Annotated in this window: 19 protein-coding genes; 10 read left to right on the top strand and 9 right to left on the bottom strand. The window is 61.3% G+C overall.

Annotation, left to right across the window (positions count from 1 at the left end):
- Positions 1–10: 10 nt before the first annotated feature.
- Together B0G76_RS02770 and purN are read right to left on the bottom strand one after the other, a co-directional pair.
- Positions 11–1270 carry an RsmB/NOP family class I SAM-dependent RNA methyltransferase gene (locus B0G76_RS02770; protein ID WP_120289921.1) on the bottom strand — a complete coding sequence of 420 codons (1260 nt, stop codon included), beginning with the start codon at positions 1268–1270 and terminating at the stop codon, positions 11–13.
- Positions 1267–1920 carry a phosphoribosylglycinamide formyltransferase gene (gene purN, locus B0G76_RS02765; protein ID WP_120289919.1) on the bottom strand — a complete coding sequence of 218 codons (654 nt, stop codon included), beginning with the start codon at positions 1918–1920 and terminating at the stop codon, positions 1267–1269. Before purN ends, B0G76_RS02770 begins: the two co-directional genes overlap by 4 nt.
- Positions 1921–2038: 118 nt before the next feature.
- On the opposite strand from purN, the gene B0G76_RS02760 reads away from it, so the two are divergent.
- From B0G76_RS02760 to dut, 6 genes are all read left to right on the top strand, one after another.
- Complete coding sequence (locus B0G76_RS02760; RefSeq protein ID WP_120289917.1) at positions 2039–3034, top strand: bifunctional riboflavin kinase/FAD synthetase; 996 nt, start codon at positions 2039–2041, stop codon at positions 3032–3034.
- 169 nt (positions 3035–3203) lie between these two features.
- Positions 3204–6041 (top strand): isoleucine--tRNA ligase, encoded by a 2838-nt coding sequence (ileS, locus tag B0G76_RS02755; RefSeq protein ID WP_120296157.1) that lies wholly within the window; start codon positions 3204–3206, stop codon positions 6039–6041.
- The gene (gene lspA, locus B0G76_RS02750) at positions 6041–6547 is read left to right on the top strand and encodes a signal peptidase II (RefSeq protein WP_120289915.1); all 507 of its coding nucleotides are present in this window, start codon (positions 6041–6043) and stop codon (positions 6545–6547) included. The genes ileS and lspA overlap by 1 nt, the downstream gene beginning before the upstream one ends.
- 81 nt (positions 6548–6628) lie before the next feature.
- Positions 6629–7843 carry a bifunctional phosphopantothenoylcysteine decarboxylase/phosphopantothenate--cysteine ligase CoaBC gene (gene coaBC, locus B0G76_RS02745; RefSeq protein WP_120289913.1) on the top strand — a complete coding sequence of 405 codons (1215 nt, stop codon included), beginning with the start codon at positions 6629–6631 and terminating at the stop codon, positions 7841–7843.
- Between the two features lie 76 nt (positions 7844–7919).
- On the top strand, positions 7920–8939 hold the full coding sequence (locus tag B0G76_RS02740; protein ID WP_120296156.1) for an LLM class flavin-dependent oxidoreductase: 1020 nt from the start codon (positions 7920–7922) through the stop codon (positions 8937–8939).
- Between the two features lie 14 nt (positions 8940–8953).
- On the top strand, positions 8954–9400 hold the full coding sequence (dut, locus tag B0G76_RS02735) for a dUTP diphosphatase (protein ID WP_074282416.1): 447 nt from the start codon (positions 8954–8956) through the stop codon (positions 9398–9400).
- 116 nt (positions 9401–9516) lie between these two features.
- Here dut and clpA read toward each other — a convergent pair whose 3' ends face one another.
- Complete coding sequence (clpA, locus tag B0G76_RS02730) at positions 9517–11814, bottom strand: ATP-dependent Clp protease ATP-binding subunit ClpA (protein WP_120289911.1); 2298 nt, start codon at positions 11812–11814, stop codon at positions 9517–9519.
- Complete coding sequence (gene clpS, locus B0G76_RS02725; protein ID WP_006050100.1) at positions 11811–12125, bottom strand: ATP-dependent Clp protease adapter ClpS; 315 nt, start codon at positions 12123–12125, stop codon at positions 11811–11813. Before clpS ends, clpA begins: the two co-directional genes overlap by 4 nt.
- 558 nt (positions 12126–12683) lie before the next feature.
- Between clpS and B0G76_RS02720 the strand changes: the two genes are divergently transcribed.
- Positions 12684–12890: a cold-shock protein gene (locus tag B0G76_RS02720; RefSeq protein ID WP_007180614.1), complete on the top strand. Its 207-nt coding sequence runs from the start codon at positions 12684–12686 to the stop codon at positions 12888–12890.
- Positions 12891–12964: 74 nt separating this feature from the next.
- Here B0G76_RS02720 and B0G76_RS02715 read toward each other — a convergent pair whose 3' ends face one another.
- The 5 genes from B0G76_RS02715 to icd form a co-directional block, all read right to left on the bottom strand.
- Complete coding sequence (locus tag B0G76_RS02715) at positions 12965–13516, bottom strand: IS630 family transposase (RefSeq protein ID WP_120289909.1); 552 nt, start codon at positions 13514–13516, stop codon at positions 12965–12967.
- Positions 13513–13974 carry a helix-turn-helix domain-containing protein gene (locus B0G76_RS02710; protein WP_259460486.1) on the bottom strand — a complete coding sequence of 154 codons (462 nt, stop codon included), beginning with the start codon at positions 13972–13974 and terminating at the stop codon, positions 13513–13515. The genes B0G76_RS02715 and B0G76_RS02710 overlap by 4 nt, the downstream gene beginning before the upstream one ends.
- Positions 13975–14143: 169 nt before the next feature.
- Positions 14144–14962 (bottom strand): hypothetical protein, encoded by an 819-nt coding sequence (locus tag B0G76_RS02705; RefSeq protein ID WP_120289907.1) that lies wholly within the window; start codon positions 14960–14962, stop codon positions 14144–14146.
- Positions 14963–15606: 644 nt separating this feature from the next.
- The gene (gene ltrA, locus B0G76_RS02695; RefSeq protein ID WP_120289905.1) at positions 15607–16911 is read right to left on the bottom strand and encodes a group II intron reverse transcriptase/maturase; all 1305 of its coding nucleotides are present in this window, start codon (positions 16909–16911) and stop codon (positions 15607–15609) included.
- Positions 16912–17952: 1041 nt separating this feature from the next.
- Entirely contained in the window at positions 17953–19209 is a 1257-nt protein-coding gene (gene icd / locus B0G76_RS02690; RefSeq protein ID WP_120289903.1) for an NADP-dependent isocitrate dehydrogenase, read from the bottom strand.
- A gap of 365 nt (positions 19210–19574) precedes the next feature.
- Between icd and B0G76_RS02685 the strand changes: the two genes are divergently transcribed.
- The 3 genes from B0G76_RS02685 to B0G76_RS02675 all read left to right on the top strand — a co-directional run bounded on the left by B0G76_RS02685 (position 19575) and on the right by B0G76_RS02675 (position 21447).
- Positions 19575–20144, top strand: coding sequence for a pseudouridine synthase (locus B0G76_RS02685; protein WP_120289901.1), 570 nt, complete (start codon positions 19575–19577; stop codon positions 20142–20144).
- A 455-nt stretch (positions 20145–20599) separates the two neighbouring features.
- Positions 20600–20794, top strand: coding sequence for a hypothetical protein (locus B0G76_RS02680; RefSeq protein WP_041758551.1), 195 nt, complete (start codon positions 20600–20602; stop codon positions 20792–20794).
- Positions 20795–20940: 146 nt separating this feature from the next.
- On the top strand, positions 20941–21447 hold the full coding sequence (locus tag B0G76_RS02675; protein WP_120289899.1) for a DUF192 domain-containing protein: 507 nt from the start codon (positions 20941–20943) through the stop codon (positions 21445–21447).
- Positions 21448–21667: the final 220 nt, after the last annotated feature.

Below are 21667 nucleotides of genomic sequence, written 5' to 3'. Positions count from 1 at the left end.
CCTGTTGCGTTTAGCTCTGGCGTTCCAGCACGGCTGCGAAGAAGCCGTCAGTGGCGTGGCGGTGCGGCCACAGCGACAGGTAGTCGCCCATTTCCAGGTCGATGCGCTGCTCGGCGAGCACGTCGCGCGCCGGCACCAACGCGAAGTCCGGATGGTCAGCGAGGAACTGCTGAACGACGGCTTCGTTTTCCGCTTCCAGAATCGAGCAGGTTGCGTAGACGAGACGGCCGCCCTTCTTCACCAGACGCGAGGCGCTGGCCAGAATCGACGACTGCTTCGGCGCCAGTTCGGCCACCGATTCCGGAGACTGACGCCACTTCAGGTCGGGATTGCGGCGCAGCGTACCCAACCCGCTGCACGGCGCGTCGACCAGCACGCGGTCGATCTTGCCGGCCAGCCGCTTGATCTTGGCGTCGTGCTCGCTGTCGATCAGCACCGGATTCACGTTCGACAGCCCGCTGCGCGCGAGGCGCGGCTTGAGCTTGGCCAAACGCCGCTCGGAAATGTCGAATGCGTACAAACGCCCGGTGGAGCGCATTGCCGCGCCCAGCGCCAGCGTCTTGCCGCCCGCGCCCGCGCAGAAGTCCACGATCATTTCACCGCGCTTGGGCGCGACCAGCGAACACAGTAGCTGGCTGCCCTCGTCCTGGACTTCGAGCCAGCCGTGCTGGAACGCGTCCAGCTTGGTGAGCGGCGGCTTGCCGACCACCCGCACGCCGAACGGCGCGAACGGTGTGGCGCCGGCCTCGATGCCGGCCTTCGACAGCGCGTTCAGCACGTCGTCGCGGCTTGCCTTGATCGGGTTCGCGCGCAGGTCCAGCGGCGCCGGATAATTCAGCGCAGCGGCCAGTTGCGCCAGTTCTTCGGGCTCGAAACGCTTGGAGAGCGCCTGATAGATCCAATCGGGCAGATTCAGGCGAATTCGCAACGGCAGGCTTTCAGGGTCGATCTTCGCGACGTGTTCGAGCCAGTTCGATTCGGTGTCCGACAAGAACGGCTTGAGCGCCGTGCGTCCGGCCGTCTGCATCAGGCCGAGCAGCGCCATGCGGCGCGCCGGGCTGCCCGCTCCGCTTTCGGCCAGATGGGCGAATTCCATGCGCCGGCGCAGCACCGCGAAGACCGCCTCGGCGATCACACCGCGCTCGCCGTGCCCGAGCTTCGGGTGCGCGCGGAAGAAGCGGCTGGTGGTGGCGTCGGCCGGGCCGTTCAGTCTCAGGACTTCAGCCAGCAAAGTCTCGGTTTGTCCAATCAAAAAACCATGTAATCTCATGCGCCCTCTCCGGCGGTGTGACCGGCAAAGAGCCATTGCGGCTCCGGCGGCGTAAGCGTGACACGCAAGCCGTCGAGAGCAAGACGCCCTTCGACGAACCAGCGCACCGCGCGTGGATAGATAATGTGTTCGGTTGCCAGCACGCGTTCGGCGAGCGTGGCGGGGGTGTCGCCGGCCTCGACGGGAACGGCCGCCTGCGCGACGATTGGCCCGTGATCCAGCTGCGACGTGACAAAATGCACCGACGCGCCGTGCAAGCGCACGCCGGCGTCCAGCGCCTGTTGATGGGTTTTCAGACCCGGAAAGCTCGGCAGTAGCGACGGGTGCACGTTCAGCATGCGCCCGGCGTAATGGTCGACGAAACCAGGCGTGAGCACCCGCATGAAGCCGGCGAGCACGACCAGGTCGGCGGCAAAGCCGTCGATTTCTTTCGCCAGCGCGGCGTCGAAGCTGTCGCGATCCGGAAACTGGCGGTGATCGACCACCGCCGTGGCAATACCGTGCGACGCCGCGAACGCAAGGCCCGCGGCGTCAGGACGGTTGGCAATCACGGCGGCGACTTGCGCCGCCCAGCCCTCGTCCGCGCAGGCGCGAATGATAGCTTCCATGTTGCTCCCCCGTCCGGAAATCAGGATGACGAGTTTTTTCATCCGCGGATTTTATCATTCGGGGGACACCGAAACGGCGACGCGCCGCCGTCTGGTGCGCTGAGCGTTTATAATCGTTTGTTTTGCGGCACCTCGGCCGCCCTACCTGAAACCCGCTATCGTGAGAGTCTTCCGCGGTCTTCCCAATGCTGAAAGCCGTGCGCCCTGCGCACTGACCATCGGCAACTTCGACGGTGTCCACCGCGGCCATCAGGCTTTGCTCGCCCACGTCCGGGCCGCAGCCGATGCACGCGGCCTGCCCGTCTGCGTGATGACCTTCGAGCCGCACCCGCGCGAGTTCTTCAATCCGGCCGGCGCGCCGCCGCGCATCGCGATGCTGCGCGACAAGCTCGAGGCGCTGCGCACCAACGGCGTCGACCGCGTGGTGGTCGAGCATTTCAACCACACCTTCGCTAGCCAGTCGCCGGATACGTTTGTCGAACGGATCATTGTCAACGGGCTGCATGCCCGCTGGGTGATGATCGGCGACGACTTCCGCTATGGCTCGAAGCGCGCGGGCGATTTCGCGTCGCTCAAGGCCGCGGGTCAACAGCACGGGTTCGAAGTTGAACAGATGGCGACCGTCGCCGATCCGTCCGGCGCGCGCATTTCCAGCTCGGGCGTACGCGCGGCGCTGGTGGCGGGCGATCTCGACTCGGCGCGTGCGGCGCTGGGCCGCGATTACCTGATCGGCGGCCATGTCGTGCATGGCATGAAGCTCGGCCGCGACCTCGGTTTCCCCACGCTCAATCTGCCGATCGCGCACAAGCGTCCGGCGCTCGCCGGTATTTTTGTGGTTCGCGTGCATGGCGTGGCGGACGAACCGCTGCCGGGCGTCGCCAGCCTCGGTCTGCGCCCCACCGTCGACGATTCCGGCCGCGTGCTGCTCGAAGTGCACCTGCTCGACTGGCACGGCGACGCGTATGGCAAACTCGTGCGCGTCGAATTCCTGAAAAAACTGCGCGACGAGGAAAAGTACGTCGACCTCGAAACGCTGACCGCCGCCATTGCGCGCGACGTCGCCAATGCGCGCGCGTGGTTCGCGGCCGTCGGCGCCGGCACGCCGGGCAGCCGTTCCACCGGTTTCGCCACTTCGGCCACCGACCGAATTAGATAGCCGCCGCGGTACATGCGAGCGCGCTGAGTGCTGCATGTACCCACCGCTACGCGCATCGATGGGCGTCCGTGAATTACGCGACATGCCTGCCGGGCGCGCCCAACGCCCTGCGCTTCGTGCGCATACCGCAGCCTCGCTGCGCTTAGAAAGAATTCACCGCGACCTCATCATGAGCAACAAGAAAGCCGATTCGAAACCGCAGTCACGCTACCCGGTCAACCTGCTCGACACGCCGTTCCCGATGCGTGGCGACCTGCCCAAGCGCGAGCCGCAATGGGTCAAGGAATGGCAGGAACGCAAGGTCTACGAGACGATCCGTGCGGCCAGCCGTGGCCGCAAGAAGTTCATCCTGCATGACGGCCCTCCGTATGCGAACGGCGACATCCACCTCGGCCACGCGGTCAACAAGATCCTCAAGGACATGATCGTCAAGGCACGCAATCTGGCGGGCTTCGACGCGGTCTACGTGCCGGGCTGGGATTGCCACGGCATGCCGATCGAAATCCAGATCGAAAAGCAGTTCGGCAAGTCGCTACCGGCCGCTGAAGTGATGCAGAAAGCACGCGCCTACGCGACCGAACAGATCGAGAAGCAGAAGGTCGGCTTCCGCCGCCTGGGTGTGCTCGGCGACTGGGACAACCCGTACAAGACGATGAACTTCACGAACGAAGCCGGCGAAATCCGCGCGCTCGCGAAGATCATGGAAAAAGGCTATGTGTTCCGCGGCCTGAAGCCGGTCAACTGGTGTTTCGATTGCGGCTCGGCGTTGGCCGAAGCGGAAGTCGAGTACAAGGACAAGAGCGATCCGACCATCGACGTGCTGTTCGGCTTCGCCGAACCGGAAAAGACCGCACAGGCGTTCGGCCTGAAGGCGCTGCCGCGTAACGAGGGCGGCATCGTGATCTGGACCACTACGCCGTGGACCATCCCCGCCAACCAGGCGCTGAACCTGCATCCGGAAATCGTCTATGCGCTGGTTGATACGCCGCGCGGCTTGCTGATCCTGGCCGAAGAGCGCGTTGAAGCGTGCCTTAAGCTCTACGGACTGGAAGGCACGGTCATTGCAACCACGCCGGGCGCGAAGCTCGTCAACCTGCGCTTCCATCATCCGCTCGCATCCGCGCATCCGGCCTACAAACGCACGGCGCCGGTTTATCTCGGCGACTACGTGACGACCGAAACGGGTACGGGTGTGGTTCACTCGTCGCCGGCCTACGGCGTGGAAGACTTCGTGTCCTGCAAGGCGCACGGCATGGCCGATTCGGACATCATCAGCCCGGTGATGGGCGACGGCCGCTACATCGAATCGCTCGCGCTGTTCGGCGGCCTGTCGATCTGGGCAGCCAATCCGCAGATCGTCGAGGCGCTGCAAGCCGCCGGTTCGCTGCTGCGCACCGAAAAGTACACGCACAGCTACATGCACTGCTGGCGCCACAAGACGCCGATCATCTACCGTGCGACCTCGCAATGGTTCGCCGGCATGGACGTGAAGCCGAACGACACCGACAAGACGCTGCGTGAAACCGCGCTCGAAGGTATCGAAAACACCGCCTTCTATCCGTCGTGGGGCAAGCAGCGCCTGTTCAGCATGATCGCGAATCGCCCGGACTGGACGCTGTCGCGTCAGCGCCAATGGGGCGTGCCGATGGCGTTCTTCGTGCACAAGGAAACCGGCGAGCTGCATCCGCGCACGCTGGAACTGCTCGAAGAAGTCGCGCAACGCGTCGAGAAGGCCGGGATCGAAGCGTGGCAAACGCTCGACCCGCGCGAATTGCTCGGCGACGACGCCAACATGTACGAAAAGAACCGCGACACGCTCGACGTCTGGTTCGATTCGGGCACCACGCATTGGCACGTGCTGCGCGGCTCGCACAAAGACGAACTGCAATTCCCGGCCGACCTGTATCTGGAAGGCTCGGACCAGCACCGCGGGTGGTTCCACTCGTCGCTGCTGACCGCTTCGATGCTCGACGGCCGTCCGCCGTACAACGCGCTGCTCACGCACGGCTTCACCGTCGACGGCGAAGGCCGCAAGATGAGCAAGTCGCTCGGCAACGGTATCGACCCGCATGAAGTGGCGAACCGCCTCGGCGCAGAAATCATCCGTCTGTGGATCGCCTCGACCGATTACTCGGGCGAACTGGCGATCTCCGAGGAAATCCTGAAGCGTGTCACGGAAGGCTATCGCCGTATCCGCAACACGCTGCGCTTCCTGCTCGCGAACCTGTCGGACTTCAACTTCGCGCAACACGCGCGTCCGGTCGAAGACTGGCTCGAGATCGACCGTTACGCGGTGGCGCTGTCGGCGAACCTGCAAAACGACATCCTCTCACACTACGACAAGTACGAATTCCATCCGGTGGTCGCGAAGCTGCAGACCTTCTGCTCGGAAGACCTCGGCGGCTTCTATCTGGACGTGCTGAAAGACCGTCTGTACACCACGGCGGCCGACTCCGTCGCGCGCCGTTCGGCTCAGACCGCGCTGTATCACATCGCACACGGTCTGCTGCGCCTGATGGCGCCGTTCCTGTCGTTCACCGCCGAAGAAGCGTGGAAGATCTTCTCGCCGGACAGCGAAACGATCTTCACCGAGACTTATCACGCGTTCCCGGCAGTGCCGGAAGCTGGTGAACTGCTCGACAAATGGACGCTACTGCGCGCCGCACGGAGCGACGTGACAAAGGCACTGGAAGAAGCACGCGTCGCGAACCTGATCGGTTCGTCGCTGCAGGCCGAACTCGAAATCCGCGCGAGCGGCGCGCGTTACGACGCGCTCACGAGCCTCGGCGACGATTTGAAGTTTGTCCTGATCACGTCGGCGGCGAACGTCGTAAAGGTCGACAGCGAAGCGGAAGAAGGCGTCGAAGTGATCGCCTCGAAGTATCTGAAGTGCGAACGCTGCTGGCACTACCGCGCGGACGTCGGCGCCAACGCCGAGCACCCCTCCCTGTGCGGCCGCTGCTTCAGCAATCTGTTCGGCAACGGCGAAACGAGGAGCGCGGCATAATGGCGAAAACCATGTCGAAAACGTCGGCTGGCAACAGTTCGCTGGCGCCCTGGCTTGGCGTCGCGCTGATCGTGATCCTGTTCGATCAGCTCACCAAGATAGCGGTCCAGAAGGTGTTCGCCTACGGTGTTCCTCACGAAATCACGCCGTTTTTCAACCTGATTCTCGTGTTCAACCGTGGCGCCGCCTTCAGCTTCCTCGCCATGGCGGACGGCTGGCAGCGCTGGGCGTTCACGGCCCTCGGCGTGGTCGCGGCACTCGTGATCTGCTATCTGCTCAAGCGTCACGGCGGACAGAAGATGTTCTGCACGGCGCTCTCGCTGATTCTCGGCGGTGCGCTCGGCAATGTGATCGACCGGCTCGCGTACGGCCATGTGATCGACTTTCTCGATTTCCACGTGCGCGCGTGGCACTGGCCGGCGTTCAATCTCGCCGACAGCGCGATCACGGTCGGCGCGATCCTGCTCGTGCTGGACGAGTTGCGGCGCGTGCGCGGCTCGCGCTAACGTCGCTTAGGGGCTGCTTAGGCGGCTAGCGGTGCGGCACCCGCACCGCTGCCCGCCACCACGCATTGTCGGAGGCTTTCGTTGGCAACCGCAGAACTCGCAGGAAAACACCTCGTCCTCGGCATGACGGGCGGCATTGCCTGCTACAAGATCGCCGAACTCACGCGCCTGTTGACGAAGGCCGGTGCGACCGTGCAGATCGTCATGACCGAAGCGGCCACGCAGTTCATCACCCCCGTCACGATGCAGGCGCTGTCCGGCCGGCCGGTCTACACGAGCCAGTGGGACGCGCGCGTGCCGAACAACATGGCGCACATCGATCTGTCGCGTGAAGCCGATGCGATCGTGATTGCGCCCGCCTCCACCGACTTCCTCGCCAAACTCGCGCATGGCATGGCCGACGATCTGCTCTCGACGCTGTGCGTCGCGCGTGATTGCCCGCTGCTCATTGTACCGGCGATGAACCGGCAGATGTGGCAAAACCCAGCTACCCAACGCAACGTCACGCAGCTACGCGCGGACGGCATTGAAGTGCTCGGCCCCGATTCGGGCCCGCAAGCGTGCGGTGAAGTCGGCGACGGGCGCATGCTTGAAGCGGCCGCGACTTACGAAGCGATCGCGTCATTCTTCTCACCGAAGATCCTGTCCGGCCGTCGCGTGTTGCTGACCGCCGGCCCGACCTTCGAGCCGCTCGATCCGGTGCGCGGCATCACTAATCGTTCGAGCGGCAAGATGGGCTTTGCGCTCGCGCGCGCCGCGCAACAAGCGGGCGCCGAGGTGCATCTGGTCGCTGGTCCCGTCGCGCTGGAAACGCCGTGGGGCGTGTTCCGCGAAGACGTGCAAACTGCGCAGCAAATGCACGACGCGGTGATGCGCTCGGTCTCGGACGCGGACATCTTTATCGGCGTGGCGGCGGTGGCCGACTGGCGAGTCGATCATGTCAGCGAACAGAAGATCAAGAAGACCGCCGAGCGCGCGCTGCCCATCTTCACGTTCGTCGAGAATCCGGACATTCTGGCAGCGGTCGCGAAGCTGCCGCATCCGCCGTTCACGGTCGGTTTCGCGGCCGAGAGCGGCAATCTCGACGTGCACGGCGAAGAAAAGCGCGTGCGCAAGAATGTGCCTTTATTGATCGGCAATCTCGGTCCCCTGACCTTCGGCATGGACGATAACGAAGTCGTCCTGTTTGAAGCGGCCGGTGCCACCAGGCTGCCGCGTGCCGACAAGCAGACGCTCGCGCGCGCATTGATCGTGGAAATTGCCAGGCGTCTGCCCGACACAGGTCTGATCCGCTAAAGCCGCGCGCCGGCGGCGCATGCTGCGTTCGCCGCGCGCGCCTCTGGCGCACCGAATCATCTGGAGCAGTACTGACATGACGCTACTTTCCGTGCTCGATCAAACGCCCGTGATCGACGGGCACTCGGTGGCGGACGCCATCGCCGCCACCATCGAACTCGCGCAACTGGCCGACGATCTCGGCTACACGCGCTATTGGTGCGCCGAGCATCACGGCTTGCGCGGCGTGTCGAACCCGTGCCCCGAGGTCATGCTGGCGCGCCTCGGCAGCGTCACCACACGCATTCGCGTGGGCTCCGGCGGCGTGATGCTGCCGTACTACAGCCCGTTCAAGGTCGCCGAGCAATTCATGATGCTCGAGGCGCTGTTTCCCAACCGCATCGACCTAGGCGTAGGACGCGCCCCTGGCGGCGACATGCACACGGCGCAGGCAGTCGCGGCCGGCGCCTACAATCGCGGCGATATTTTTCCGCAGCAGGTTGCCGATCTGGTCGGCCTGATGCACGGCACGTTGCCCGAAGACCACCTTGCGCATGGCGTATTGCTGCAACCGCAGATCGCTACGCGCCCGCAACTGTGGATGCTCGGCTCGAGTGAATTCGGTGGCCTGCTGGCGGCACAGCTCGGTATCCGTTTTGCGTTCGCGCATTTCATCAATGCGCATTTCGGGCACCAGGTGGCGCTGGCCTATCGCGAGCGCTTCAAAGCCGGCCTGGAGGCGCAGCAACCCTATCTGGCCGCGGCCGTGTTTGTCATCTGCGCGGACACCGAGCAGGAAGCCGCCGATCTGGAAAAAGCCGTCGACCTGCGTCGCGTGCAAATGGCCTATGGCATGAACGAGCCGATCCCGACGATCGAGCAAGGCGTCGCGCAGGAATACGGCGAGCGCGAGCGCCTCGTGATCGACCGCGAGAAGCCTCGCAGCATCATCGGCACGCCGGAAACCGTCACTGAGCGGCTTCATGCCTTGCAGGAGCAGTTCCAGGCCGACGAACTGATCGTGCTCACCGTAGCGGGCAGCTACCGCGCCCGGCTGCGTTCCTATGAACTTCTCGCCGACGCGTTCCAACTCGGACGCCCGGCCTCCACTCCTTAATCCTTCGGACCTGCATGAAACTCGACCTGAAAATTCTCGATGCGCGCATGCGCGACCAACTCCCGGCCTATGCAACCACCGGTAGCGCGGGCCTCGACCTGCGCGCCTGCCTCGACGAGCCGTTGACGCTGAAGCCCGGCGAAACCGCGCTCGTGCCGACGGGTCTGGCGATTCACGTCGCCGATCCGGGTTATGCCGCGTTGATTCTGCCGCGTTCGGGTTTGGGCCATAAGCATGGCATCGTGCTGGGCAACCTGGTCGGCCTGATCGACTCGGATTACCAAGGTCAACTGATGATCTCGACGTGGAACCGAGGCGAGACCACATTCGTGTTGAATCCAATGGAACGCCTCGCGCAACTGGTGATCGTGCCGGTGGTCCAGGCCGAGTTCAATATCGTCGACGATTTCGAGACCAGCGAGCGCGGTGCGGGTGGATTCGGCAGCACGGGCAAGCACTAAGACATCGATACGCGTTGAAGCGGCGCTTGCTTCCAGCAAACGCTTTGTACAACGCAAAAAGCAGAACGGCGCGGATTAAACCCGCGCCGTTCTGCTTTCAGAGGTACGACTAAAACTTACTCGACCTCAACCGCTTCCGGATTCGGATTGCGCGGCGCCGGATGTTCGTCGAAGGTCAACTGCACCTTGTCTTCCGCATCCACGTCGACCGTCACGCGGCCGCCGTTCATCAGCTTGCCAAACAGGAGCTCGTCGGCCAGCGCACGACGGATCGTGTCCTGGATCAGACGCTGCATCGGCCTTGCGCCCATCAACGGATCGAAACCGTGTTTCGCGAGGTGAGCACGCAGCGCGTCGGTGAAGAGCGCATCGACCTTCTTCTCGTGCAACTGATCTTCCAGTTGCATCAGGAACTTGTCGACCACGCGCATGATGATTTCTTCATCGAGCGAGCGGAAGCTGATCGTCGCGTCCAGACGGTTACGGAACTCCGGCGTGAACATGCGCTTGATGTCGACCATTTCGTCGCCGGTTTCCCGACGATTCGTGAAGCCGATCACCGACTTGCCCATTGCCTCGGCGCCCGCGTTCGTCGTCATGATGATGATGACGTTGCGGAAGTCCGCCTTGCGGCCGTTGTTGTCCGTCAGCGTGCCGTGGTCCATCACCTGCAGCAGCACGTTGTAAATGTCCGGATGCGCCTTCTCGATTTCGTCGAGCAGCAGCACGCAATGCGGCTTCTTCGTGACGGCTTCGGTCAGCAGACCGCCCTGGTCGAAACCGACATAGCCCGGCGGCGCGCCAATCAAACGGCTCACCGCATGACGCTCCATGTATTCCGACATGTCGAAGCGGATCAACTCGATCCCCAGCGTGAACGCCAGCTGCTTCGCCACTTCCGTCTTGCCGACGCCGGTCGGGCCGGAGAACAGGAACGCGCCGATCGGCTTGTCCAGCTTGCCGAGGCCCGCGCGCGCCATCTTGATCGCGGCCGAGAGTGCGTCGATAGCCGGGTCTTGCCCGAACACCACGCTCTTCAGATCGCGATCCAGCGTTTGCAGTTTGCTGCGATCGTCTTGCGACACGCTTTGCGGCGGGACACGCGCGATCTTCGAGATGATTTCTTCGATCTCGTTCTTGCCGATGGTCTTCTTCTGCTTCGACTTCGGCAGGATGCGTTGCGCCGCGCCGGCTTCGTCGATCACGTCGATCGCCTTGTCCGGCAGATGACGATCGGTGATGAAGCGTGCCGACAACTCAGCCGCCGCCGACAGCGCACCCGACGAATACTTCACGCCGTGATGCTCTTCGAAACGCGACTTCAGGCCGCGCAGGATCGCCACCGTTTGTTCGACGGTCGGCTCGGTCACGTCGACCTTCTGGAAACGGCGCGACAAAGCCGCGTCTTTTTCGAAGATGCCGCGATATTCCGTGAACGTGGTCGCGCCGATGCACTTGAGCGTGCCCGACGACAACGCCGGCTTCAGCAGATTCGATGCATCCAGCGTGCCGCCCGACGCAGCGCCCGCGCCGATCAGCGTATGAATTTCGTCGATGAACAGGATCGCATGCGGACGTTCCTTCAATTCCTTGAGGACCGTCTTCAGGCGCTGTTCAAAGTCGCCGCGATACTTGGTACCGGCGAGCAGCGCGCCCATGTCGAGCGAATACACCTGCGCATCGGCCAGGATATCAGGCACTTCGCCGCGCGTAATGCGCCAGGCGAGCCCTTCGGCGATCGCTGTCTTGCCGACGCCGGCCTCACCGACCAGTAGCGGATTGTTCTTGCGGCGACGGCACAGCACCTGCACCACACGCTCGACTTCCGACTCGCGCCCGATCAGCGGATCGATGCGGCCGTCTTTCGCCATCTGGTTCAGGTTCTGCGTGAACTGGGCGAGCGGCGTTTCTTTCTGCGCGGCGGCTTCGTCGGACTCGGCATTCGCGTCGCTCGCTTTCGCGGCGTCCGTGCTGCTGGTCTTGGCGATGCCGTGCGAGATGAAATTCACCACGTCCAGACGCGTCACGCCCTGCTGTTGCAGGTAGTACACCGCATGCGAATCCTTTTCGCCGAAGATCGCCACCAGCACGTTCGCGCCGGTCACTTCCTTCTTGCCATTCGAGGTGGATTGCACATGCATGATGGCGCGCTGGATCACACGCTGGAAACCCAGCGTGGGTTGCGTGTCCACGTCGTCCGTGCCGGGCACGGTAGGCGTGTTGTCATGAATGAAGTTGCGCAGGTTCTGGCGCAGATCCTCGATATTGGCCGCGCATGCACGCAACACCTCCGCGGCCGTTGGATTGTCCAACAGTGCCAGCAAAAGATGTTCGACCGTGATGAACTCGTGCCTTGCCTGGCGTGCTTCCATGAACGCCATGTGCAGGCTGACTTCCAGTTCCTGGGCAATCATGCTTCCTCCATCACACACTGCAGCGGATGCCCGGCCTGCCGTGCGTGGGTAACGACTTGCTCGACTTTGGTCGACGCGATGTCCCGCGTATAGACCCCACAAACTCCCCTGCCCTCGCGATGCACCTTCAACATAACCTGTGTTGCGGTTTCGCGATCTTTATTGAAATATTCCTGCACGATCATCACGACAAATTCCATTGGCGTGAAGTCGTCATTCAGCAGCACCACCTTGTACATGGAAGGCGGCTTCAGCTTCTTTTCCTGCCGCTCCAGTACGGTGCCGTCCTGCTTGTCCGGGATAATCGCCATACACCCATTCTAAACAACTAGGACAGGCCCGCAATCCTGTCAAAACCCGGCCGACCGGCCGGTGAGCCCGTTCGCTACCGCATGGTGGGCGAAGCCCCCCAAAGCGTTGCGTCATTCGACGAGCCGATTGCGGAGCCGGCCCCTATCCTGTAAAGCGTCGCAGTCGTGCTGCGCTGCAGTCGGATCGAGTATCGCACAACCTGCCAGCACTGGTTGAAGGCACTCGCCCGGTCAGCGCTGGCAGGTTGTGCGACCCGCAGAACAGCATGTGAGTCGATTATGCGACTTTTCAAGACGGCACGCTTGGGCAACCGCACATAACAAAACAAAAGCGGGAAAAACCCTGGAAAACGCCTGTTTGCAACGCGACAACGACATCTCAAAATTTTCTTGACACTCGAATAAAGAGCCTCAACAATCAAGCTGGCACTTTTTTCACTGAGCCATAAATCGAAAAAATGCCGATGGTGAGCTTGTGAGGAGGGAGCGGCTGCATCGCGCGGTCGTCGAGCTTTTCGAGGGCTCGTGGTAGTGACATGAGTTACAGGGGAAGTTGGAATGGCAACTGGTACGGTCAAATGGTTCAATGACGCAAAAGGTTTCGGATTCATCACGCCTGACGAAGGTGGTGAGGATCTGTTTGCACACTTCTCGGCCATCCAGATGAATGGGTTCAAGACCCTCAAGGAAGGTCAGAAAGTAACCTTCGAGGTCGTGCAAGGCCCGAAAGGCAAACAGGCATCGAACATCCAGGCACCTGCCTGAAACTGTTCGTTACCCGTCCTTTGAGACCCGGCTTCGTGCCGGGTTTCTTTTTTTGGGTAGCGCGTTCTAAGTGTTCACGAAAATCTGATTTGAAAATCTGAGCCGAATCCGTCGAGCAGTTTTTTGACCTCGGCATCGATGGTTTCCTTGGTCCAGGTGACGAAGCCGCGCCAGTGATACTTGGCGTGCTTCCAGAGGATTTCGATGAGATTCAGTTCGGGGCTGTAGGGCGGCAGATAGAACAGCACCATGCGATGTTCGAGAAACCATCGGTCGATTGTTTCCTGATCGATGTTGTGATGGATCGAGGCGTTGTCGAGCACCACTACGGTCGTCAGACCGGGCGTGCTTTTCCGCGCGATCTGCTCAAGGAATTGCACGACATCGGGGCGTTTGATCGTGGTCTTGCTGGTGTGATACGTCAGCAGGTTGGCGCCGAAATCCAGTGCACCAAGGACGGAGCGTTTGCAGTGCGGTTGCGGGAACACACGATGCGGTTCGCCGATGGGCGACCAGCCGCGCTGCACCGGGGGCGAAGCACTGAACCCCGATTGATCAAAGTAGAACAGCTGGCACGCACCGTCGAGTGCGGCCTGCTGTAGCTTCGCGAGGGTGGAGGCCTTCACGGCGAACTCCTCGGGGTTACGCTTTTTTTGAGCGAATAGCGACCACGCTTGTAGGAAAACCCCGCTCGTTTGAGCGCAGTCGACAAGGTATCCAGGCGGCAGGGAAACGGCACACCATGAGCTTCTTCAACGCGCTGCGCAATCTGTCTGAGCGTCATCAATTCGGCGCTGGCCGCCTCGATGGCGGTGGCGATCATGGCTTCAGACAACGAACGGGGACGTCCGCCTTTATGACCGACCAGCAGCCCACATATGCCGGATTCCCGCCACGCGCGCGCCCAGTTGTAGACCGACTGCCCGCTCACGCTGAGCTGCGCAGCCACTTCAGTCAGTTTGATCTTGCGGCCGAGCATCATCACGCCCGCGGCCCGGATGCGCATGTCGCGATGCTGGTGGTTCAACGACATCTGTTGCAAGGTCTTTTCCTCGGCTTCGCTCAGCTCTACAACACACTTCATCTGGACTCCGGCGCAATGGGTTCGCCGAAGTTAACAAAATTCAAACGCGTTTACCAGCAACACTTAATTTGAGGCGGAGTGCCACTGCGGCTACCGTGGTCTGAAACGTCGACAAAGCGAATGTCTCAAATACTGGACACCCGCCTTTCTTTCCGAAAGCTTTCGATAGTCACCCGTTGGCGGACGCATGACGACCCGCCATCGTACGTTGTAGCGCCAGACTGCGAGCGAGATCGCCCTCGTACACCGCAATGCCCTGGTGGCGCAGATTCGACCGCGCATCGACCGCTGGCGTGATACCGATGCTGGAGATGAGGCGGCAAAACGCATAGTCCTCGGACAGATACAGCCGCGATTCCGGATCGATCATGGTGTCGAAGAACGTGTAGAGGAATGCCGCCGGCTCACCCGTATCCAGTTCCGGACGACCCGCGAGCCTCGAACGGCAATGAAGCTCAGGAAACCGTTGTATCAGCGCGAGAAAGACTTCTCGCTTGATCAGCATGAAGCCGGTGGGCGCATAGAGAACGTCGAGAAAGCCGTCAGCGTCGGTTTCCAGACCCTCTCCGCGCACTATGGCGGGATACATGGCGTGGCGGGCGCGAAAATCGGCCTTCGTCGAACCGGCCGGGAGGGCCTGCTCCAGACCGGCGGCGGGCCACCCATCGTTCGTCAGCGGATAGACGCCGGCCGCCACCGGCCGATCGGAGTGCAATAGGCGAACCACATCCGCGCCTTTGAAGCCGATATCACCATCGATCCACATCAGATGCGTGAAGCGGGCATCGGCGAGAAATTCCGCCACCATGGTGTTGCGCGCGCGAGTGATCAGACTGTCGAAGCTGTTGAAGTTGACGCGCAAGCCGAAGCCTTGTTGAGCCGCCTCGTCGTAGAGGTCGAGAAGTCCCAGCGCGTAGTCGGTCGTCACGACCGCGCCATAACTGGGGGTGGCGACATACACATTGGCAACGGGTTCTTTATGAGTCATCGTTTTGTCACTCGAAGGCAAGGTACTTGGATTGAGGAGTCAAGTGGGGGCGCGCCTCGTTGTCCAGCAGGCGCGATTTTGCGACGGGCTTAAAGTACCCGACACTACGCGGCGAACGCCTCAATATCGGTCCGAAGCGAGGATGCGAAATTTCCCGAACGAGGATCGGATATTTGATCGGGGACGTCGGGAATTTGCAGTTGGCATGCATGGGGTTTGGACGCTGTCAATCGGCATAGGGGGCAGACATATATGACTGCCCCCCTGCCACATCACCGGCGAGCGGGTCCGCACCGGGCGGTTCAGAAAGTTGAGGTTATGAGAGGCTGGGCGCGCCGAGCCGGTTGAAGTACGCAATCGTGTGAGCACGCGCTTGATTTCCCGGTCGTTATTGCGCCACCAGTGGCGACTGTTGGCCGCCACCTGTCGCGCAACGTCATCCGATGCACCCAGCGCACGCCGTTCCCGGTAGATAGTGGTGCCACGCCTTGCCTGCCGCATCGACATAACGTTGAACAGGCCCTTCGTCGCCAGCCTTAGCCTCACCGGCCTATCCTGTGACTGTTGGGTCGGAGGAGGCGCGCTGACGCGCTGGCCTCCGTCCGCCGCTCAAACTGCACGTGCCGTTTTCCGGCATGCAGCTTTCACGAAGATGCAGCATGCTGGGACGCAATTGAAGGTATCAGTTGCACAAGGTTGACCAACCCGAACTCGCCATAGAGCCGCGCCTCGGGCAAGACCTTCCAGCCCATATTGCGCCAGCGCTTGAATCGATGCGACCAGATACGCCGCACGATCCATCGGTTGAGCCGGTTGAAGATTCGCCGGACGTGGGAGCGCTTGTAGTAGTGCCCCCAGCCCCGCAGGATGGGATTGAGCCGTCCAATCAGCTCCCGCGTTCGAAGCGGCACACATCTCTTTGTAAGACGACGCACCTGATCCATGAAACGCTGGACCGATTTCTCCCGGGGGTACGCGTACAGCGCACCCGATCGGGCGCCACTGCGGATTTTGGCCGTGGGCAGCGATAACTGCCGCCCACGCTTGATCTTGTAGCCGAGAAACTCGAATCCAAACCGGACATGCACGATCCGCGTCTTCTGCGGATGGAGTTGCACACCCAGTGCGCTCAGAATCTTCGTCGCCGCCGCGATGGCTGCGCGCGCTTCTGCCTGGGATGAACAGGTGATCACCCAGTCATCCGCGTAACGGGTAAGCTGGTAGCCCTTAAGCCGCATCTCCCGATCAAACGGCGTCAGGAGGATATTGCTGAGCAGCGGTGAAGCTACCCCACCTTGCGGCGTTCCACGCTCGCTCGGAAAGAGACGACCCTTGCCGAAACTACCGGCTTTAAGCATCGCCTTGATCAGGCTTAGTACCCGACCGTCAGCGATGCGCTGGGCAATGAGCGACAGAAGTTTGTCATGGTCAACTGATCCAAAGAAGTCCTTCAGATCAGCATCAACAATCCATTCCCTGCCGCCCTCGATCTCCCTCCAGATCTTGCGCAAAGCGTCGTGTGTCGATCGCCCTCGCCGATACCCGAAGTTGGCCTCGTCGAATACCGGCTCGAAGATCGGCTCCAGACGGTTGAGCAGCGCCTGCTGACATACGCGATCGTAAATCGACGGTATGCCGAGATTGCGGAACTCCCCCGGTTTGCCGACTTTCGGGATCGAGACCCGCCGGACCGGTTGCGGCTGATAGGTCCGCGCACGCAGTTCTGCCTGCAGACGGTCCAGATGCTGGTCCGCCTGTTCGGCAAAGTCTGCCACGCTGATTCCATCGACACCGCCACTACCCCGGTTGGCCCGGACTCGCTCCCAGGCGACTTCCAGATTCTTCCGTTGATAAACCTTGTCAATTAATGAGTGGACCTTCCTTGCTTCCATCGGGTTGATCCAGTCAGACAGTCTCCTCGGGCGCGGATGTACGGGTATTTCGCTCATGGAACTGATCCTCCTCCGTGTCCTTACTCACTGCCGTCCGGGTTCTTCCCAATCATCTTCGCCGGCTGCCTTCCCCGACCCACTTCTGTCGCCGATCGCTCGGTCACGTGGTTTTAGCCACGCTTCAGGTACTACTCAGCCGTCCGACTACTGACACAGCACCGCTCGCCACTTCGCTCCTCGCTTATAGGCTCACTTCCCGCGGTGCCACCCGCGGACTGTGCCAGTTCTCCTGGGGTCACACGCTGTTCTTCCGTACCGTGCCGTCCGCAAACACCTTGGTGCGGTGGGTGAATGAGAACGCCTTCGCCTCCATAGTGCAGGCTCGACCTTACCCCACCTTTGGCCGACCGGTTCGTCATCGGGGCAGCCCCCATCGACTACGGCCCGGTACTTCTCCTCATGCCCTTCGGATTCCGCCTCGCGGCGGACACCCTGCCCTCCGGAGTACTGCGAGATGATGGCTTCAGGTCCGCCTTGTCCGTTTCCGGCTTTCGCCTTCGTGCCCGGTTAGACGTCTCCATACCTTCCCACCTCTCTCCGGCCAGCAAGGCATTACCCCCGCTTTCGGATATGGCGCCCCTCATCCGAGCGCCAGAGGGACTTCAACCCTCCGGAACAACGCGCTGCCCAGCGCACACTTCGGCCTCTGCTGACTTCTCGCTCCGGCTCGACACCGTTACCCTTTCAGGCTCGAGGCGAGATCTCCCCAGGTAAGAACGCACTCCTTCGCTGCATAACCGCCGGATTTACGTCACCGCTCCTTGATCACAAGCGCTTTGCAGTCACTTGCCCGCTCGCCCTGATCGGCAACGCCTCATATCGGGTTCTTGTCCATCGGCTCGCAGTTTCGCTCCACGCTTCCTCCCCACACTCTGTCGCCCTCATGCAGTTGCGTTTCGCTTCGCTCGCTATGATCAACTTGCGGTGGGACTTGCACCCACTGGAGTGCGCCCATGCTGGGCGCACAAGAAAAAACCCCGGCCGCCTAACGGTGCCGGGGTTTTTTATTTTCGCGCCGCAGAAGCCGGCGCAATTCGCTTACATGTTTTCGATCAACACCTGACCAAAGCCCGAACAGGACACTTGCGTCGCGCCTTCCATCAAGCGCGCGAAGTCATACGTGACCCGTTTTTGCAGAATCGACTTTTCCATCGACTTGATGATCAGGTCGGCCGCTTCAGTCCAGCCCATGTGACGCAGCATCATTTCGGCCGAGAGAATTTCCGACCCCGGATTTACGTAGTCTTTGCCGGCGTACTTCGGCGCCGTGCCGTGCGTGGCTTCGAACATGGCGACCGAATCCGACATGTTCGCGCCCGGCGCAATCCCGATACCGCCGACTTGCGCGGCCAGCGCGTCCGAAACATAGTCGCCGTTCAGATTCAGCGTGGCGATCACGTCGTATTCGGCCGGGCGCAGCAGGATCTGCTGGAGGAATGCGTCGGCGATCACGTCTTTCAGCACGACGTCGCCACCCGTTTTCGGGTTCTTGATCTTCATCCACGGACCGCCGTCGATCAGCTCCGCGGCGAATTCCTTCTGCGCCAATGCATAACCGTAGTCGCGGAAAGCGCCTTCCGTGAACTTCATGATGTTGCCCTTGTGCACGAGCGTGACCGAGCGGCGATTGTTGTCGATCGCATACTGGATCGCCTTGCGCACCAGACGCTCGGTGCCTTCGCGCGACACCGGCTTGATACCGATCCCCGAGGTTTCCGGGAAGCGGATCTTCTTCACACCCATTTCTTCGCGCAGGAACTTGATGACCTTCTTCGCCTGTTCCGACTCGGCAGGCCATTCGATACCGGCATAGATGTCTTCCGAGTTCTCGCGGAAGATCACCATGTTGGTCTTCTCAGGCTCACGCACCGGCGACGGCACGCCCTTGAAATACTGCACCGGGCGCAGGCAGACATACAGATCGAGTTCCTGACGCAGCGCGACGTTCAGCGAACGGATGCCGCCGCCGACCGGCGTGGTGAGCGGACCCTTGATCGAAACGACGTATTCCTTCAGCACCTGCAGCGTTTCTTCCGGCAGCCACACGTCCGGGCCGTACACCTTGGTCGACTTCTCGCCGGCGTAGATTTCCATCCAGTGGATTTTCTTCTTGCCTGCGTACGCTTTTTCTACTGCGGCATCCACCACTTTCAACATCACCGGCGTGATGTCGAGGCCCGTTCCGTCGCCTTCGATATACGGAATGATCGGCTGGTCGGAAACGTTGAGCGAGAAATCTGCGTTGACAGTGATCTTGTCACCGCCGGTCGGAACCTTGATGTGCTGATACGGCATGATCGGACTCCAGTGAAAGCTGTGCTGAAAGCTGGTGGGAGACTGCGGAAACTGGGTGCTCCTCGCTGCGCGCAATGCTGGACGGCCGCGGGCAGCCTGCCGCGAGCGGCCTGGTCGCTTATTCTAGCCCACGCCGACACAGCACCGAGTCCGTAGCGGCTCGGTGTTTTCCAACATTGTCGAAAATCAAAAACCAGCAAGGCTGCTTCTTCTTATATGTTCTTATATCTTATATAAGACATATGACTTGCGGCAAATCATTATGCTTTATTATTCCGCCATTTACTACCGGGCTGGCGCCTCTCCCGGCCTGCGTGGCAAGTCCCCGCCGCAGCCTACACTGCTCGACCTTCATCGATTTCCTTATGCGACTTCTCGCCCTGAACAAACCGTTCGGCACCATCTGTCAGTTTTCGCCGCACGAAACGCGAGCATCGCTGGCCGACTGGGTGAAAGCGCCCGGCGTCTATCCGGCGGGCCGGCTCGACTCCGATAGCGAGGGGCTGCTGCTTCTCACTGACGACGGCGCGCTGCAAGCGCGCATCGCCGAGCCGCGTCACAAACTTGTCAAACGTTATTGGGCGCAAGTGGAAGGCGCAGTTGACGACGCCACGTTGAAGAAGCTCGCGCGCGGCGTCGATCTCGGCGATTACGTAACGCGGCCCTGTCGCGCCGACTACGTCGAGCCGTCCGACTCGCTCTGGGCCCGCACGCCGCCGATCCGCTATCGCGCCGCGATTCCCACTACGTGGATCGAATTGTCGATCACCGAAGGCAAAAACCGTCAGGTGCGACGCATGACCGCGGCGGTCGGTTTTCCGACCTTGCGCCTCGTACGCGCCGGTATCGGCGCACTCGATATTTTTTCGCTCGGGCTGCAACCGGGCGAGTGGGTTGAATTGCCGCTGAACGCGCCATGGGAAGGCATCCTCTAAACGTTTTTGCCTGTGCGCCACGTCTGTACCGAACGCGCATCAAACCCGCATTCCGACCCATAGAGAAAAAGCTAACTCGTTGTATCCGCAAACAAAATAGCGCGTGAAACCAATATGAAGAACGCGTGAAACAATTGCGTTCGCGATCACTGCGCCGCCATTCATTTGCATCAGCCCGCCGGCATATACATTTTCCACAAAAATCACGTCAACCAGTGTGCGAGCTCACGCGTTATTCGACGCAGATGCCGCCCGAAGCTATCCGGCATTCAGCCTTAAGGGCCTTTGCACAAACCGCACGCGCGGCGAGTACGGGGAGTCTGAGCGCTAAGCAGACGTGTCGAAAAAATTGTTCGATGCGGCTGTCAACCGAAAGGTGGATGGCACGTTTACCGACATGACTCTACATATAACCGGGTCATTTGGTTAATTAACTCAAGCTGAGGATTTACAAAATGAACAAACTGATCGCCGCTCTGGTCGCTGGCCTCTTCGCAACGGCAGCATTCGCACAAGCTTCGGCACCGGCAGCAGCTTCGGCAGCTCCGATGGCAGCAGCTTCGTCGGCAAAGAAGACCACGAAGCACGCTCACAAGAAGTCGCACAAGAAGGCAGCAGCAGCTGCTGCTGCTTCGGGCGCTTCGGAGTAAGTTTGTTGTAAAAACGCAGTCAAGAACTAGCTTCATTGCCGTTCTTACGGCGTTGAAAGGCAGATCACCGCAAGGCGATCTGCCTTTTTGTTTTTGACGCGCTCGCGTAACATTCGCGAGTTAATTTCCAAGGAAGGAGTCAAGCCGTGCGATTTCCCCTGCGCTCGTTGATGGCGCGTTTCGCTGTTGCCGTTGCACTGCCGCTCGCCGCGATGTCGTTCGCCGCGACCACCGCTGCCCCCGCTCATGCGCAACAGATGCCGGCCGGCGCGAAGCAGCCCGGCGACTTTCCGCGTGCAAAGCTGACGGCGGGCATGTTCGTGATCGACGCAGCCGTCGCCGCGAATGACGCCGACCGCGAACAAGGTCTGATGTATCGCACGACCCTCGCACCGAATGAAGGCATGCTGTTCGTCTTCAACGAAAACGCCGTGCATTGCTTCTGGATGAAGAACACGCTGATCCCGCTGTCGATCGCTTTCATGCGCGCCGACGGCACGGTCACCGACATCGACGAAATGCAGGCCGAGACCACCAACAATCACTGCCCGAAGAACAACGGCGTGTATGCGTTGGAAATGAGCAAGGGCTGGTTCTCGTCGAAAGGCATCAAACCGGGGATGAAAATCCGGGGCTTGCCGGCCGCGCAATAAAAGCGCCAACCGCGACAACATCCCGCCGCGCCTTCAGCGGCCGCTTTTTGGAAAGAGCTGGTGCCTTCGAGGAGGCGCCGGCTTTTTGCATTCTGCGCGCAACAGGAACTGCGTGGCAGTGCGCGGCATCGCACGGCGGAGGTCCGCGCCGTCCGTTAAGCCTATGCCGGCCGGCCGTCACGCGCGGCTGGCAAGATTCCTGCAAAAGACGGGCCGACGC

The sequence above is a fragment of the Paraburkholderia sp. BL23I1N1 genome, from assembly GCF_003610295.1.
Taxonomy (GTDB): Bacteria; Pseudomonadota; Gammaproteobacteria; order Burkholderiales; family Burkholderiaceae; genus Paraburkholderia.
The sequence above is the reverse complement of the archived record's forward strand: the minus strand, read 5'-3'. Positions and strand labels throughout refer to the sequence as shown.

Excerpts from the sequence above, each read along its gene's own strand:
- B0G76_RS02770 (WP_120289921.1), bottom strand. The coding sequence starts at position 1,270 with ATGAGATTACATGGTTTTTTGATTGGACAAACCGAGACTTTGCTGGCT.
- purN (WP_120289919.1), bottom strand. The coding sequence starts at position 1,920 with ATGAAAAAACTCGTCATCCTGATTTCCGGACGGGGGAGCAACATGGAA.
- ileS (WP_120296157.1), top strand. The coding sequence starts at position 3,204 with ATGAGCAACAAGAAAGCCGATTCGAAACCGCAGTCACGCTACCCGGTC.
- lspA (WP_120289915.1), top strand. The coding sequence starts at position 6,041 with ATGGCGAAAACCATGTCGAAAACGTCGGCTGGCAACAGTTCGCTGGCG.
- B0G76_RS02740 (WP_120296156.1), top strand. The coding sequence starts at position 7,920 with ATGACGCTACTTTCCGTGCTCGATCAAACGCCCGTGATCGACGGGCAC.
- dut (WP_074282416.1), top strand. The coding sequence starts at position 8,954 with ATGAAACTCGACCTGAAAATTCTCGATGCGCGCATGCGCGACCAACTC.
- clpA (WP_120289911.1), bottom strand. The coding sequence starts at position 11,814 with ATGATTGCCCAGGAACTGGAAGTCAGCCTGCACATGGCGTTCATGGAA.
- clpS (WP_006050100.1), bottom strand. The coding sequence starts at position 12,125 with ATGGCGATTATCCCGGACAAGCAGGACGGCACCGTACTGGAGCGGCAG.
- B0G76_RS02720 (WP_007180614.1), top strand. The coding sequence starts at position 12,684 with ATGGCAACTGGTACGGTCAAATGGTTCAATGACGCAAAAGGTTTCGGA.
- B0G76_RS02710 (WP_259460486.1), bottom strand. The coding sequence starts at position 13,974 with ATGAAGTGTGTTGTAGAGCTGAGCGAAGCCGAGGAAAAGACCTTGCAA.
- B0G76_RS02705 (WP_120289907.1), bottom strand. The coding sequence starts at position 14,962 with ATGACTCATAAAGAACCCGTTGCCAATGTGTATGTCGCCACCCCCAGT.
- ltrA (WP_120289905.1), bottom strand. The coding sequence starts at position 16,911 with ATGAGCGAAATACCCGTACATCCGCGCCCGAGGAGACTGTCTGACTGG.
- icd (WP_120289903.1), bottom strand. The coding sequence starts at position 19,209 with ATGCCGTATCAGCACATCAAGGTTCCGACCGGCGGTGACAAGATCACT.
- B0G76_RS02685 (WP_120289901.1), top strand. The coding sequence starts at position 19,575 with ATGCGACTTCTCGCCCTGAACAAACCGTTCGGCACCATCTGTCAGTTT.
- B0G76_RS02680 (WP_041758551.1), top strand. The coding sequence starts at position 20,600 with ATGAACAAACTGATCGCCGCTCTGGTCGCTGGCCTCTTCGCAACGGCA.